Here is a 13,963-nt window from a genome sequence, read left to right on the forward strand (position 1 = left end):
ACTGCTCCCAATTCAATTTGCTTTACTTTTGTGGATTAAATTTTTCTATGAAAAAATATCTCCTCTATAGCCTGGTATGTGTTTTGGCCGCCTGTAAAAGCGGCGATGAGAAGGCAAAAGAAGCAGAACTGCCGCAGGGGCCGCTTACAAAAAGCGCCAATTCGGAGGTTTTTAACCGGTCGTTCGGGTTGTTGTTGACCCATTATTACGATCTCAAAGACAATTTCATCACCGAGCAGGATTCGGCCATCGCCAAAGCCGCGCGCGGGCTGGTGGCGGCGGCAGACAGCCTGAAGATAGGTGAGCTGAAGGGAGATACGATGATCATCGCCACCGCGAAAACGTATGCCCTGGGCATTTCGGCAGAAGCGAAAGGGCTGCTGGGCGAAAAAACACTCGACGGCAAACGAAAATCTTTCCAGATGATCAGTGAGCAGTTGTACGACCTGGTGCGCACCGTTCGTTACGATCGCGCCGTGATCTACCACGATTATTGCCCGATGGCCTTTAACGACCAGGGCGCCCACTGGCTCAGCAACACACGCGATATCCGGAACCCGTACATCCCCAAACAAATGATCAACTGCGGGGAGGTGAAGGATTCAATCGATTTCAAATAAGAAAACAAGGGTTTGGAGCGGGTTGGGCAAAAAGGTTGGAACCGAAAGTATGGTATCGAAGCAAAGACTGGAACCCGTTGCTATTTTTCCATTTTTATATGCAGACTAACTGATGAGACTGTTGATCTTAGTGGGTTGTGTTTTGATCGCCGGGGCGCTTTCTGCCCAGGAGAAAGTTACTTTCAATGGATACATTAAAGATTCCCTTACCGGGGAAACACTGATCGGCGCCAACCTCAACGTGCGGGCAGAATCCAAGGGGATCGTGAGCAACCAGTACGGCTTTTTTTCGATCACCTTACAGAAGGGCCGTTATACTTTTCTTTGCTCCTTTGTGGGTTATCAGCCCAAAGAGATTACCGTTGGCCTCGAAGCAGGTGATGTAACGCAGAACATTTTATTGCTTCCCAACAGCGCCTACATCGAAAATGTTACCGTTACCACACGCAAACGGGAAAACAACGTAAAGGCCGCACAGATGGGCAAGATCGAGCTCAGCATTGCCACGGCCAAAGCACTGCCGGCGTTTTTGGGGGAAGTGGATATACTGAAGACCCTCCAGCTCATGCCCGGTGTAAGAAACGCCGGCGAGGGAAATGCGGGGTTTTACGTACGCGGCGGAGGACCCGACCAGAATCTTATTTTACTCGACGATGCAGTGGTGTACAATACCGGGCATCTCTTCGGTTTCTTCTCCATTTTCAATTCAGATGCCATCAAGAACGTATCGCTCATCAAAGGAGGAATGCCCGCACAATACGGCGGGCGCATCTCATCAGTAGTGGATGTGGCGATGAAGGAGGGCAACCAGAACAAAACACAGGTAGATGCCGGTATCGGGCTCATCGCTTCAAGGTTCTCGATCCAGGGGCCATTGAAGAAAAACAAAGCATCGTACATGATCTCTGCCAGAAGAACCTATATCGATGCCCTGATGAAACCTGCCATCAAAAAAACAAGCGAATACTATGGTTCCGGGTATTATTTCTACGACCTGAATGCAAAAATGAATTACCAGTTCTCCGAAAAAGACAAATTGTTCCTCAGCGGGTACTTCGGGCGCGACAAATTCAATTTCAACAACGCCAAACGTTCCTTCAAAACAGAGATCCCATGGGGCAACTCAACCGCTACATTGCGCTGGAACCATGTATTCAACAAAAAACTGTTTGCCAATACATCGCTTGTTTACAACGATTATAATTTTTCGCTGGATGGACTGCAGAATAATTTCCACCTGAATCTTTCTTCGGGCATCAAAGACCTGACCGGCAAAACCGATTTCGATTTCTATCCTTCCCCCGAACACAAACTGAAATTCGGATTTCAATACACGTTCCATACCTTTTTACCAAACGTGCTGAACGGTAACCAGGACTCGGTTGTGTTCGCACCCAACAATGCCACAAAGAAATTTGCAAACGAGTATGCATTGTACCTGCAGGACGACTGGGAATTATCTTCCAAGCTGAAACTCAACCTGGGCCTGCGTTACAGCCTGTTTCAGCAGGTAGGGAAATATACTTTGTACACACGCGATGCAAGCGGCAACAAACTCGACAGCGTGCAATATGCAAAAGGCCAGACCGTACAATCGTATGGCGGCATCGAGCCGCGTGCAACCTTGCGTTATACGTTGAATGAAACGGAGTCGATAAAAGCAGCGGTTACAAGAAACCTGCAATACATCCATCTTGTAACAAATGCGGGCTCCACATTGCCAACCGATCTTTGGGTGCCCAGTACCATCCGCGTAAAACCGCAGCTCAGCTGGCAGTATGCCCTTGGTTATTTCAAGAATTTCGAGGATGGCATGTACGAAACATCTGTTGAGTTGTACTACAAAACAATGGAGAACCAGATCGAATACAGGGAAGGATACACCCCCTCGTTAAAGGACCCCGAAGAAGAATTTGTTTTTGGAAAAGGATGGAGCTATGGCGCAGAGTTTTTTGTGAACAAGGTAAAAGGAAGACTGACAGGATGGGTAGGGTATACCCTCAGCTGGACCTGGCGCAAATTTCCGCAGCTCAACGATGGCTTGCGCTACCCGAGCCGCTACGACCGCCGCCACGACCTCTCTGTGGTTGGCGCCTATGAGCTGAATAAAAAATGGAAGCTCTCATCTGTCTTTACCTATGGAACGGGAAATGCGACATCGTTGCCGGAACGTTTTTATTTTGTGGGAGGCGTGCTTACGCAGGAGTACAGCCGCATCAACGCCTACCGGATGAAATCGTACCACCGCATGGATGTGTCGGCAACCTATACACCCACGCCCAAAAAACAGCGTAAGTATACCGCCAATTGGGTGTTCAGCATCTATAACGTGTACAGCCGCGCCAATCCGTACTTCATCTACTACGACCAGGAGGGAAGCGCCTCCGCGGGCACACTAAAGGTGAGCGCGAAACAGGTTTCACTCTTCCCGATCATCCCGGCGGTCACGTGGAATGTACATTTTTAAGCGGGCGGCCGGTATGTTGAGCAGTGGCCGTTAGCGCTAATGAAACAGGCTGATGAAGTTCATCAGCCTGTTTCATTAGCGCTAACTTATAAAGGTCGTGGCCCAGGAGTATACACTATTCCTTCGGCACATAATCGATCACCACCTTCGCATTGCGCTGTTCATTGGATGCAAGGAATATCTCGGTGCGGTCCCTTTTATTGGGGTTGATCACAAGCATCGCGGTGTTGGGCGGGATCTCGCCCAGGTTCTCAGCTACGATCACCAGTTCATGGTGGCTGTTGGTTTTGCTGGATTTTACTTTAAAACTGATCGCCGATTTGGTCAGCCTTCCGCGGCTGATCACGAGCTGGTTATCGAGATAAACGGAGATGGTATCGTTGTCTATTTCGCCATTGTCGAAGATCGAAATATCAATCTCTTCATCGTGGGTGATAAAGGTGCGGGCAAGCTTGTTTTCCCTTTCCACCAGTACTTTGGGAATGTTCATCTTCTGCATTTCATGCTGCGGAACAGAAATCGACTGCTCCGATTTTTTCAACTCTATCGGGCTCTCCTGTGTTTTTTCAGGAACGCGGTTCACCGTAACAGGCGTTGTTGTATTGTCTTTTTTAACCGGCGCTTTTGTTTTTCCCGCAGCCGTATTCGATTTTGCTGCCGCAGGTGGTGTTTTCTTCGCATCAGCCGTTTTGGGCCGCTGGGCCTGCGCAGTGTTTGGTTTTACCGGTGTTGTTTTAACAACCGCATTGTCTTTGTTGTTCCTGTTGGGAACGTTGGCCGGCGGCGCAGGCGCCGGCTTTGGTTTGCCGGCAGGGGTCTTGTTAACCGCTGTATTGTTTTTAGGAAGGATGGCAGTCTTTGTCGTTTTATCCGAATCGCCTGTTTTCTTCTTCACCAGGAAATCTTCCAGCTCAAACTCTGAAGTAGGCACTTTCTCGAGGTAAACCTTTCCACTGCCGCAATCGCTTTTGTCTTTCACGTTGATGGAAATAAAAGTTCCCTGCAATACCTCCAGTTTGCCGATCCTTGAATAATCGAGGTAGCAGGTCATCAGGCAGGGCTCGCTTTTATCGCCCACTTTCAACTCCACAAGGTGCGTTTCTTTGAACACAACACTTTTGGTGGAACCCGTAAAAATACCCTGGAGGTCTGCCTTGCCGTAGAACACGGTGCTTTTGTAAGAATAGGTAACGCCCTTCACACCATCGTTCGATTGCTGGTCTATCTGTATCTCGTATTTGTAGGTCTCTTCCCTCGTACTTCCCTTATAGATCCCGCTGTTTGTTGAACTGAAATACCCGCGCCAGATGCCGGTAAGCTTCTGGGCGTTTGCGGTACAACTGAACAATAAAAGAACGAAAAGGGTCGAAATCAATCTCATGGTACAAATCTACACTTGCAATATAGTAAGGGCTGATAAAGAAGCGTTAAGGTTTTTTTGTATCCCGCTTCGGGCCTGGTCAAAAAAAGCCCGCGGTGCACGGCTCATGGCTCACAGCTTTTTTCACTACCTTCGCCTCCCTAAAAGAACAAAGCAAGAATGATAAAAATCAGTTTCCCGGATGGAGCGGTACGCGAGTATGAAAGTGGCGTTTCCGCATTGGATGTAGCAAAATCGATCAGCGAAGGGCTCGCACGCAAAGTGCTGGCCGCAAATGTGAACGGACAGGTTTGGGACGCCACGCGCCCCATCACGGCAGATGCCGAGTTGAAATTGCTGACATGGAACGACGCAGAAGGGCAAAACACGTTCTGGCACTCCTCGGCCCACCTGATGGCCGAAGCGGTGGAATCTTTGTTCCCGGGGGTTAAATTCTGGGTAGGGCCGGCGCTCGACAAGGGGTTTTATTATGATATGGATCTTGGCGACCGGAAGATGACCGAAGAGGACCTGCTCCTGCTCGAAAAGAAAATGAATGAACTGGCCAGGCAGTCGAATGCCTATACCCGCCGCGAGATCTCAAAAGCAGATGCGATAAAATATTTCTCGGAAAAAGGAGATGAATACAAGCTCGACCTGCTTCAGAACCTTGAAGACGGCGGCATCACTTTCTATACACAGGGCGGGTTTACCGATCTGTGCCGTGGGCCGCATATACCCAATACCAGCTTTATCAAAGCGATCAAACTCACCAATATTTCAGGAGCATACTGGAAGGGCGATGAGAAGAACAAAATGCTTACACGCGTGTACGGTGTAACCTTTCCGAGCCAGAAAGAACTGGACGAATATGTGCAGATGCTCGAAGAAGCCAAGAAGCGCGACCACAGGAAGCTGGGCAAAGAGCTGGGTATCTACACCATGAACGACGACATCGGCCAGGGCCTTATTCTCTGGATGCCGAACGGTACCGTGATCATAGAAGAGCTCGAAAAACTGGCGAAGGAAACAGAAACAGCGGGCGGCTACAAACGCGTGGTTACACCACACATCGCGAAAGAAAACCTGTACCTCACCAGCGGGCACCTTCCGTATTATGCAGACAGCATGTTCCCGCCAATGGAGATGGATGGAGAGAAATATTATCTCAAGGCGATGAACTGCCCGCACCACCACAAAATATTCGACGCAGAGCCCAAGAGCTACCGCGATCTCCCATACCGCCTCGCAGAATACGGAACCTGTTACCGCTACGAACAAAGCGGTGAATTGTTCGGACTGATGCGTGTAAGGTGTTTGCACATGAACGATGCGCATATCTATTGCTCAAAGGAACAATTCAAGAAAGAGTTCCAGGCAGTGAACGATATGTACCTGAAATATTTCAAAATATTCGGAATCGATAAATACGTGATGCGCCTGTCGCTCCACGATCCAGAGAAACTTGGCCAGAAATACATCAACGAACCGGAGCTCTGGCAGGAAACGGAAGAGCTGGTGAGAAATGTATTGATCGAAACCGGCGTTCCTTTTGTAGAAGTGAAGGGAGAGGGCGCATTCTATGGCCCTAAGATCGATGTACAGATCTGGAGCGCGATCGGCCGCGAATTTACGCTGGCCACCAACCAGGTGGATTTTGCGCAGCCGCGCAGCTTCAATCTCTCGTTCACCAACAAAGACAATGAACCCGAGATCCCGCTGATTATTCACCGCGCACCATTGGGAACACACGAACGTTTCATCGGCTTTTTGCTGGAGCATTATGCCGGAAAGTTCCCGGTATGGCTGGCGCCGCTGCAGGTAAAGATCCTGCCGATCAGCGATAAGTTCATGGAATATGCTGAATCTATTCAACAACAGCTGCTCGCCGTTGGGGTAAGGGTGGAGATAGACGACAGGCAGGAAAAGATCGGCAGAAAGATCCGCGATACCGAAATGATGAAGGTGCCGTACATGCTGGTAGTAGGGGAGAAAGAGGCCACCGAGAACAAGCTCTCTATCCGCCGCCAGGGCAAAGGAGATATGGGCTCTGAAGATCCCGGCACTTTTATTGCAATGATCCTTGATGAGATTAACAACAGGAAAGCTTAACAGCCAACGCTCCGGGACACGGGTCTTTAAAAAAAGCCCGCGGCCCGGAGCGCAAAGCTCGAAGCTTTAGTCTTATATTTACAACCAAACAATTATTAACCAAACAAGTTTTAATGGCATTACCACCAAGAGGGGGCGGAAGATTTAATCCCCGGTTTAACAGGCAGCCGGAGCCTGAACATCGTATCAACGAAAGAATCCGGGTTCCACAGGTGAGACTGGTAGGCGACAATGTTACGGTTGGCGTATATTCAACCATGGAAGCGCTGAAAATTGCGCAGGAGCAGGAACTCGACCTGGTAGAAATATCTCCCACAGCAGATCCACCGGTTTGTAAGGTGATCGACTACAAGAAATTCCTCTACGAAAAGAAGAAGAAAGAGAAAGAAATGAAGGCCAATTCCAAGCAGAGCGAGGTCAAGGAGATCCGCTTTACGCCTGGAACAGACGACCATGACTTCGATTTCAAGGCAAAACATGCAGAAAAGTTCCTCAAAGACGGCAACAAAGTAAAGGCCTACGTGCAGTTCAAGGGGCGTGCCATCATGTTCCAGGACCGCGGCCAGCTCCTGCTCCTCAAGTTCGCCGAAAGGCTCGCAGAAGCCGGCGTGCTCGAAAGCATGCCGAAACTGGAAGGAAAAAGAATGTTCGCCATCTTTACACCGAAAACGGGGAGCAATAAAAAGAAAGCAGCAGTATAATTAATTAGCAATTAGGAATTAGTAATTAAGAATTTTTATCTGGGAAAAGCGAACTGCCGGCTTGGGGGTTCGCTTTTTTTATTTGATATGTTTTTGGGTTTAATGTGTTTTGGGGTGGGTTTGGGGGTTTTTGGGCTAAAAAAATGGGGATTTGAGCTGTGGCATTTTGAAAATTCAACGCTCTCCCGTACCTTCGCGCTCCATTTCCCACATGGCTCAACAAGTGTCCTGTCTGTTCAGGGCCGCCAGCAGGGTGTAATCTTTTAGTAGATTATTTATATGCCAAAGGTAAAAACAAACTCAAGCGCAAAGAAGCGCTTCAAAGTTACCGGAACAGGTGAGATCACGTTCCAGAAAGCTTTCAAACGTCACATCCTGACGAAAAAATCCAAAAAACGCAAAAGGGCAATGAGGCAGAAAGGACTTGTTGGTTCAACCAACAAAGACTTTGTTCTGCGTTTGTTGCGTTTAAAAGGATAATCCTTCCCGTTAAAAAAAAATTACAAAATCAGCAGGAAGCAGTGATGTGACCAGCTTCAAAAAAATTATAGTATGCCACGTTCAAAAAATGCAGTAGCATCAAGAGCAAGGAGAAAAAGAATTCTCAAACAAGCCAAAGGCTTTTACGGTAAACGTAAAAACGTATATACCGTTGCGAAAAACATTGTAGAAAAAGGGATGACTTACAGCTATGTTGGCCGTAAGTTGAAAAAACGCGAATACCGCCAGCTCTGGATCGCACGTATCAACGCTGCGGTTCGTGCCGAAGGAATGACCTACAGCCAGTTCATCAACAAACTCGCTGTTAAAGGAATCGACCTCAACCGCAAAGTATTGGCCGACCTCGCTATGAACGAACCAGCCAGCTTTACAGCTTTGGTAAATTCAGTTAAGTAAGCGCAAGGTTTTACCTGATATATCTGGATAACGGGATGAATTTTTTCATCCCGTTTTCTTTTTACAACAAAGCATCTTGCGCCGCACCCGGGTGCAGGGCCTGGCGCCGCTCCAAAAAAAAGCTCGCGGGTCCTAGCGCACAGCTCAAGGCTTTACTCTATTTTTGTTTCCGGAAAAAAAAGACCGTCCCGTAAATGAACAACTCCTATACCTCGCTGGTAAACCAGACTTTCCATTTTCCGCAAGAAGGGTTCGACCAGAATGATGATGGTTATCTAGAATTCAATGGTCTCGACCTCAAAGCGCTGATCGATAAATACGGGACGCCGATGAAGCTTACCTATCTTCCCAAGATCGGTATGCAGATCAACAAGGCGAAGAAAATGTTTGAGAACGCTTTCAAGAAACACAAATACGAAGGCGAATACTTTTATTGCTACTGCACCAAGAGCTCGCACTTCTCTTTTATTGTTGAAGAAGCGCTGAAACACAATATTCACCTCGAAACTTCTTTTGCATACGATATCGAGATCATCAACCGCCTTTACCAGCGCAGGAAGATCAACAAAGAAACCTACATCATCTGCAACGGGTACAAGCAGAAAAATTATACATCACGCATTTCCAAACTCATCAACACCGGGTTTAAAAATGTGATCCCCATACTCGATAACAAGGAGGAACTGCAGGCCTACAAACGCAGCGCCAAAAACCCTTTCCGCCTCGGTATCCGTGTTGCAGCAGAAGAAGAACCCAATTTTCCTTTTTATACATCAAGGCTCGGCATCCGCGCAAAAGACATTCTTGAGTTTTATGTGGATGAGATCGAAGGATACGAAGACAAGTTCCAGCTCAAAATGCTTCACATCTTCCTGAACAAAGGCATCAAGGACGATATCTATTACTGGTCGGAACTCAACAAAATCATCAACCTCTATTGCCAGCTGAAAAAGATCTGTCCCGAACTGGATTCGATCAATATAGGCGGCGGTTTCCCGATCAAACATTCGCTGGGCTTTGAATACGATTACCAGTTCATGATCAACGAGATCGTGCGCAACATCAAAAAAGCCTGCAACAAGGCAAAAGTGCCGATGCCGAATATCTACACCGAATTCGGAAGCTTCACGGTAGGAGAAAGCATGGCACATATCTACAGCGTGATCGGTCAGAAAATACAGAACGACCGCGAGTGCTGGTACATGATCGATTCATCTTTCATTACCACCCTTCCAGACACATGGGGCATTGGTGAGAAATTCCTGATGCTGCCGGTGAACAAGTGGAACAATGAATACCACCGCGTGGTACTCGGCGGTATTACCTGCGACAGCCACGATTATTACGATTCAGAAGAGCACATCAACGAAGTGTTCCTCCCGAAACTCAATACCGGGAAAGAAAAAGACGCAGCTGAAAACAAGGAGCCATTGTATGTGGGCTTTTTTCACACGGGCGCTTACCAGGACCAGATCAGCGGTTACGGCGGTATCAAACACTGCCTCATTCCATCACCCAAACACGTAATCGTTGAAGAAGACAAGAATGGTAAACTGGTAGACTGGGTCTATGCAAAAGAACAATCCGCACAGAGTATGCTGAAGATACTCGGTTACCTGAGATAAAGTTAAAAGTCCTGCAAAAGCGGGACTTTTTTTATAAAAGGCGCCTTGCACAAAACGAAATCTGTTATTTTGTATCCATAGAAATGGAACGTGGCAAAGAAGTGTGCGTACTGGCCTCATCATTCGATCATCACACACCGGCCCGGAAGCCTGGTGTACAAAAGAGTACCTGCATGAAAAAAATAATTGCGCTGGCTGTTGTTCTGTCGCTGGTGGCAACTGTTGTTCATGCGCAAAACCCCAATGCGCCACGCGTGGCCTCTGAAGATTCCATCCGGTTTGTGGTGGCGCGGTTTGCCAACAGCCTCCGTACGAGCGATGCACGCAGCTACCTGCGGTGTTTCGCCGACAGCACCGTTGCCGTTGAAACGCTTGTATACGATAAAAGAGGAATTGCCCAGCTCCGCCGTGAATCGCTTAAAGCAAATGCAGATGTGATTGCACAGCAACCCCCGGGTGCATTGCTTGAACAGGTTGAATTCGGCTCGGTAAAGGTAGATGGCCCGCTCGCATTTGCATGGGTGCCGTACAAATTGTTTTACGAAGGGAAACTGCAGTATTGCGGCGTGCAATCGTTCCAGTTCATCAGGATTATGGGTGTGTGGAAGATCTTTTATATGGTGGAGACCCGTTATACAAATAAATGCGGGCCCGTTTAGGCCGTCATGATAACTTGTTGATCAACTCTCGTCAAGCTCCGAAATACATTGTTTCAGCTCCGCCACGTACTTTCCATACAGTTTCTGCAAATACCATTTCGCAAAGAAATACATGAACACGGTAAACACGGCCCCATAAACAATCAGGAAAGAAAAGATCTGCCAGGTAACAAATTTTCCACTGCCGAAACTGGAGTTTAGTCCAGGCGATTCCCTGAAGCTCCACTCAAGCAAACCCATGAAGAAGACACAAAGGGGAACCATTACGATGGCAAGTTGAAAACAACGCTTCACGAATTCATCGATGATGTTTACGATCGTTTGCAGGTTCTCTTTTACGGGAAGCGCACCTGTGCTCAGCAACCTGGTCCGTTTCAGCAGGTAGCGCAGGAGGAACAGCACGCCGAGCGAAAAGATCCCGAATACGGAAAAATAAATGCTGAATGCGCGGTCCTTACTGAAGATGCCCACAACCACGCACAATACGATGAACACGAGGCAAAACCTGATCTCGAACAAAAGGCTGCGCTGGATCTTCTCCACAGCAGAATGGGTGCGTTTCTGGAGGAGCAACGCAATATCTGTGTCGGACCTGCCGGCATGGTCGGTGGCCAGTTTTAAATTGAGTTGCGATTTCAATTCGTCTAATTCCATGATCAATCTTTTAAAGAGCAGCTGCCTGCTTCTGTGTTTCTTCTTTCAATTTGATTTTGATGCGGTTCATTTTAACCGCAACATTGTTTGCCGTGATGCCCATCATGTCACCGATCTCTATGTAACTGTAATCTTCGAGATACAGCATCACGATCGCCTTATCGATCTTTGACAGGTTACCGATCGCCGCATACATCGCTTTTACTTTTTCTTCAATGGGATCGTAGGCCTCTTCATTTTGCTCGGGCACTACATCGGTAGAATAGATCGACGGCGCTCTTTTCTCTTTCCTGAAAAATGTGATCGCGGTATTGAGCGCAATGCGGTACAACCACGTTGAGAATTTTGCATCGCCCCTGAAGTTTGCATACGCTTTCCATGCCTGCAGTGTGATCTCCTGGAACAGGTCCTCACGATCGGCGTGTTTGTCCATATAAAGGTTACATACCTTGTATATGATCTTCTGGTGTGCATTAAGTAGCGATATGAATTCTTTTTCCGATGCCATTGTTTGCTTTAGAACGTAACCGGCGTAAGTTTATAACCCTGCTTTCGCAACAAGTTCAGTACGCCGTTCTCTCCACCCAGGTGACCCGCACCAACGGCGAAAAAACTTGGTTTGGCCTGCATTGCCTTTACGATAACGGGCAGCCAGTTGCGGTTGCGCGTTATGATCAGGTTTTTCTCAATGCTGCCGCCGTTCATGCTGCTGCTGATGTAAGCGTATATGTGATCGATGTTTCGTTTTTTATAGAGGTCGATGAGCTTTTTCATTTCCAGTTTTGAACTGTCGAAGTTGAGCAATATATTCTTCAGGTCGTTCACCTGCGAATCAAGCGGTGTTTTGTCTATGGCGTTCATCTCGTCTTCAACCGTTTCAAGCCCCAGTACCGGGATCTTATGATCTCCCGCGATCTTTGCAAATTCTGTTTCCGGCTGGATGTTGTCGTTGCAGGTGATCATCTTCAAACTCACCATACTCATACTCATGAAGGGTTTGAAATTGTTGAACAAGCCGAACGGCATGCCCACGATGTTCTGGAAGGCCTCGCTCATTTTTTTATAATCCTCGGCGCCCACCATCGATTCGATCGTCCGGTCTTTCATAATCATTTTCTTTGCCATCTCCATTTGCATAGAGGCGAGATCATCCATTTTTAATTCACCGTAAAACTGCTTGGTATTTTTGATCCTGTTTTTGAGCGACTCTGAGATCGTAAAATCGGCTTTACAGGCCATGTGGATCGTACCAAAAACATAGGAGGGGGCTTTGAGCCCTTTGCCGCTTACTTCCCACAAAACGGATGACCTGGGCGCCTGGGCGAACAGGGTGGAAATGCCCGCAGCCAGGACAAAAAGAAAAGCGACGTTTTTTTTCATGAAGGGAGCTTTACGCATGAGTAGTTATTTGTTCGAATATATTACAATCCGGCTGCCCTGATTTATATGATTTCGGGCTTGTATACCGGTAAAGTAAAGAACCAGGCGAAGCATACCCGGCAAAAAAGAGGCCCCGTGTGAAAACACGGGGCCGTAAACCAAAACCAACTGCTATGAAACAGTATTTTTTTTGAGTGGTAAGCATAAGTGGTAAGCTCCGGGTTTCAGCACTGCGTCAAAGGCAGAATCGGCAGTGCTCATCCACCCAAAACTTACGACTTACCACTTATAATTTAATTGATCGCGATCTGCTGTGGCGCAACGGCTGCCTCTTCTTTTTTAGGCAGGTACAATTTCAACACACCGTTCTCGTATTTAGCCTGGATACCGGCAGTGTTGATCTTGTCATCGAGATTGAAACTGCGTTTGAAGCTTTTAAAACTGAATTCCTTGCGGATCGTTTTGTATTCTTCGGTTGTTGTTTCTTCTTTTTTCTCGAAGCTTACGGTCAGCAAACCGTTCTCAACATTGATCTTAAAATCTTCTTTGTTACGTCCCGGAGCGTTCAGCTCAAGATGGTAACCGTCTTTTGTCTCATGGATGTTTGCAGGAATGCTGCTGAATCCACCTTTTGCATCTTTACCCCAGTTGGCAGGATACTGGTTGAACAATTCTTCGAACAGGTTGCCGAAATAAACGGGGTTGTTTTTTACAAGTGTCATGGTTATTCGTTTTTTTCTTTTTAGTAAATGAATATGCAGTAGAATGTTCAAACGATATACCATTCCTGATTTACGCCTTTTTGGACGGCAAAAACGGAAAAATTGCCCTAAGAAACGGACAATATGTCAATTTTGATCAAACAGGCCAGACAAAAAGTCTGGATTTTCGATTTAAGGTAAAAGCTGGAGAGGAGTTAGCGGTGGCGAGCGGCTCAAGAACTTTTACCTTACTTTTGTGTTATATAACAAACAAAAAAAGAGGAAACCAATATATGTATCCAGCAGAGATCGTATTACCGATGAAAGGGGAGCTTACTGAAAATGGCTTTGACGACATGGTAACCGCCAAACAGGTTGATGAAACCCTGGCGCAAAAAGGAACCACTTTGGTGGTAATCAATTCCGTATGTGGTTGTGCAGCAGGTGCTTGCAGACCGGGAGTATTGATGGCAGTGAACAACGCCGGCAAGCGTCCGGACAGGCTCACCACTGCGTTTGCGGGGTTTGATGTAGAGGCCGTGAACCAGGTAAGGGCGCATTTGCTGCCTTATCCTCCATCGTCGCCGGCGATTGCCCTGTTCAAAGACGGGCAGTTGGTGAGTATGGTGGAGCGCCACCAAATCGAAGGGCGCCCGGCGCAGGTGATCGCGCAGCATTTAATTTCTGTTTTTGATGAATTCTGTAACTAAATTTCACTTAGTTTTGTTCATAGATGGGTTAGTAAGTACAGGCTCCACATTTTGTGGGGCCTTACTTTTTTAACAAT

The 13,963-nt window shown here is 47.4% G+C and carries 14 protein-coding genes; 9 read left to right on the forward strand and 5 right to left on the reverse strand.

Annotated features, from left to right (window positions below; translation table 11 throughout):
* The first annotated feature begins 47 nt into the window (after positions 1 to 47).
* Together GWC95_RS08655 and GWC95_RS08660 are read left to right on the forward strand one after the other, a co-directional pair.
* Complete coding sequence (locus GWC95_RS08655; RefSeq protein WP_161818308.1) at positions 48 to 620, forward strand: DUF3347 domain-containing protein; 573 nt, start codon at positions 48 to 50, stop codon at positions 618 to 620.
* Between the two features lie 112 nt (positions 621 to 732).
* Positions 733 to 3,087, forward strand: coding sequence for a TonB-dependent receptor (locus tag GWC95_RS08660; RefSeq protein ID WP_161818309.1), 2,355 nt, complete (start codon positions 733 to 735; stop codon positions 3,085 to 3,087).
* Positions 3,088 to 3,202: 115 nt separating this feature from the next.
* Here the strand turns inward: GWC95_RS08660 and GWC95_RS08665 are convergent, their stop codons facing one another.
* Positions 3,203 to 4,468, reverse strand: a complete 1,266-nt coding sequence (locus GWC95_RS08665) for a hypothetical protein (protein WP_161818310.1) — start codon at positions 4,466 to 4,468, stop codon at positions 3,203 to 3,205.
* A gap of 159 nt (positions 4,469 to 4,627) precedes the next feature.
* On the opposite strand from GWC95_RS08665, the gene thrS reads away from it, so the two are divergent.
* From thrS to GWC95_RS08695, 6 genes are all read left to right on the forward strand, one after another.
* Positions 4,628 to 6,559, forward strand: a complete 1,932-nt coding sequence (thrS, locus tag GWC95_RS08670) for a threonine--tRNA ligase (RefSeq protein WP_161818311.1) — start codon at positions 4,628 to 4,630, stop codon at positions 6,557 to 6,559.
* A gap of 113 nt (positions 6,560 to 6,672) precedes the next feature.
* Positions 6,673 to 7,260: a translation initiation factor IF-3 gene (gene infC, locus GWC95_RS08675; protein WP_161818312.1), complete on the forward strand. Its 588-nt coding sequence runs from the start codon at positions 6,673 to 6,675 to the stop codon at positions 7,258 to 7,260.
* A 279-nt stretch (positions 7,261 to 7,539) separates the two neighbouring features.
* Positions 7,540 to 7,740: a 50S ribosomal protein L35 gene (gene rpmI, locus GWC95_RS08680; RefSeq protein ID WP_161818313.1), complete on the forward strand. Its 201-nt coding sequence runs from the start codon at positions 7,540 to 7,542 to the stop codon at positions 7,738 to 7,740.
* A gap of 72 nt (positions 7,741 to 7,812) precedes the next feature.
* Positions 7,813 to 8,157 carry a 50S ribosomal protein L20 gene (gene rplT / locus GWC95_RS08685; RefSeq protein ID WP_161818314.1) on the forward strand — a complete coding sequence of 115 codons (345 nt, stop codon included), beginning with the start codon at positions 7,813 to 7,815 and terminating at the stop codon, positions 8,155 to 8,157.
* A gap of 194 nt (positions 8,158 to 8,351) precedes the next feature.
* The gene (locus tag GWC95_RS08690) at positions 8,352 to 9,782 is read left to right on the forward strand and encodes a type III PLP-dependent enzyme domain-containing protein (RefSeq protein ID WP_161818315.1); all 1,431 of its coding nucleotides are present in this window, start codon (positions 8,352 to 8,354) and stop codon (positions 9,780 to 9,782) included.
* A 173-nt stretch (positions 9,783 to 9,955) separates the two neighbouring features.
* A complete protein-coding gene (locus GWC95_RS08695; RefSeq protein WP_161818316.1) occupies positions 9,956 to 10,441 on the forward strand; it encodes a hypothetical protein in 486 nt (161 codons plus the stop codon).
* 21 nt (positions 10,442 to 10,462) lie between these two features.
* On the opposite strand, the gene GWC95_RS08700 is transcribed toward GWC95_RS08695, so the two are convergent.
* From GWC95_RS08700 to GWC95_RS08715, 4 genes are all read right to left on the reverse strand, one after another.
* The gene (locus tag GWC95_RS08700; RefSeq protein WP_161818317.1) at positions 10,463 to 11,095 is read right to left on the reverse strand and encodes a hypothetical protein; all 633 of its coding nucleotides are present in this window, start codon (positions 11,093 to 11,095) and stop codon (positions 10,463 to 10,465) included.
* A 10-nt stretch (positions 11,096 to 11,105) separates the two neighbouring features.
* Complete coding sequence (locus GWC95_RS08705; RefSeq protein ID WP_161818318.1) at positions 11,106 to 11,603, reverse strand: RNA polymerase sigma factor; 498 nt, start codon at positions 11,601 to 11,603, stop codon at positions 11,106 to 11,108.
* An 8-nt stretch (positions 11,604 to 11,611) separates the two neighbouring features.
* The gene (locus tag GWC95_RS08710; protein ID WP_161818319.1) at positions 11,612 to 12,475 is read right to left on the reverse strand and encodes a TraB/GumN family protein; all 864 of its coding nucleotides are present in this window, start codon (positions 12,473 to 12,475) and stop codon (positions 11,612 to 11,614) included.
* 293 nt (positions 12,476 to 12,768) lie between these two features.
* Complete coding sequence (locus GWC95_RS08715; protein WP_161818320.1) at positions 12,769 to 13,197, reverse strand: Hsp20/alpha crystallin family protein; 429 nt, start codon at positions 13,195 to 13,197, stop codon at positions 12,769 to 12,771.
* Between GWC95_RS08715 and GWC95_RS19975 the strand changes: the two genes are divergently transcribed.
* On the forward strand, positions 13,191 to 13,886 hold the full coding sequence (locus GWC95_RS19975) for a BrxA/BrxB family bacilliredoxin (RefSeq protein ID WP_317164111.1): 696 nt from the start codon (positions 13,191 to 13,193) through the stop codon (positions 13,884 to 13,886). The genes GWC95_RS08715 and GWC95_RS19975 overlap by 7 nt on opposite strands.
* Positions 13,887 to 13,963 lie beyond the last annotated feature (77 nt).

The sequence above is a fragment of the Sediminibacterium roseum genome, assembly GCF_009939005.1.
GTDB lineage: Bacteria > Bacteroidota > Bacteroidia > Chitinophagales > Chitinophagaceae > Sediminibacterium > Sediminibacterium roseum.